General features: G+C 65.5%; 2 protein-coding genes. One reads left to right on the top strand and one right to left on the bottom strand.

Going from position 1 to position 1218, the window contains the following annotated elements; all coding sequences use genetic code 11:
• Positions 1-294: 294 nt before the first annotated feature.
• Positions 295-687, bottom strand: a complete 393-nt coding sequence (locus U1872_RS22465; protein ID WP_332741721.1) for an EF-hand domain-containing protein — start codon at positions 685-687, stop codon at positions 295-297.
• A 146-nt stretch (positions 688-833) separates the two neighbouring features.
• Here U1872_RS22465 and U1872_RS22460 point away from each other — a divergent pair.
• The coding region (locus U1872_RS22460) for an argininosuccinate synthase domain-containing protein (protein WP_332795076.1) at positions 834-1218 on the top strand (385 nt) is incomplete at its 3' end.

Here is a 1218-nt window from a genome sequence, read left to right as displayed (position 1 = left end):
AACCAGCAGCGCCAGCAAAACAAGCCAACCCACCCCTAACCCCTCCCTTCCAGCGAGGGGAACCCGTCGTGACTCGACGCAGGTCCTGCCCGATCACCCTCGTCGCAGCACACTCGCCGACGCCGACTCATACCCAAATGATCGAAAGACGAGCAGCCCTCACGCAAGGGCTAACCTGCCCCCCTCCCTGAAAGGGAGGGGCCGGGGGTGGGTCGGCCGCTTGGGACCAACGACCCGAGCAAAACAGCCAACCCACCTAAACCCCTCCCTCCCAGCGAGGGGAACTGCCAAGCCTCAGCGCGGCCCCTGCACGTCAGCCTTCGCCGCAGCGCGCTCGTCGCCGCCGATCTTGCCGTCCTTGTTCGCGTCGTACTTCGCGAACGTCGCCGCGAGCAGCGCCTGCGCCTCCGCCTGCGTTACCTTGCCGTCCTTGTTCTTGTCCGCGCTGGTGAACCACAGGTCCGCGAGGCGCTTGGCGTGGACCGGGTCCGGACGCCCCTGCCCGCCGACCTTCATGTTGCCGATCCGTGCCTGCACTTCGGCGCGCGTCAGGACGCCGTCTTTGTTCGTATCCGACGCGGCGAACTCCGACTTGAACTTGGCCGAAGCGGACGCGCGGGTTTCCTGCGCGAGCGCCGGGGTCGCAAGGCCGGCAAGGGCGAGAACGGTAAGCGTTTGGCGTAGCACGGTGCGGTAACTCCAGAGGATTTGGGCGGCGGATAGACCGGTTCGGTTGTACGCGCCATTAACGCCATAGTTGCAGGCGCCGGTTGCATGGACGCCCCCTAGCGCATAGGGGCGCGGGCATTGGATATTGCCCGAAGGATTCTGCCGTGACCGATCAGATCAATCGTCCCGCCGGCGACGCCGGCATCAATCGGGTCGTATTGGCCTATTCCGGTGGCCTGGACACGAGCGTGATCCTGAAATGGCTCCAGCAGACGTATAATTGCGAGGTCGTCACCTTCACCGCCGATCTCGGCCAGGGCGAGGAACTCGAGCCCGCGCGCGCCAAGGCCGAGATGATGGGCGTCAAGCCCGAGCACATCTTCGTCGACGATCTGCGCGAGGAGTTCGTCCGCGACTACGTGTTCCCGATGATGCGGTCGAACGCGCTGTACGAGGGGCTGTACCTGCTCGGCACGTCGATCGCGCGGCCGTTGATCGCCAAGCGCCAGATCGAGATCGCCAAGATGGTCGGCGCCGACGCGGTCAGCC

The organism is Parasphingomonas frigoris (assembly GCF_036663815.1).
Classification (GTDB): Bacteria; Pseudomonadota; Alphaproteobacteria; order Sphingomonadales; family Sphingomonadaceae; genus Sphingomonas.
This window is presented reverse-complemented; position numbering and strand designations above follow the sequence as displayed.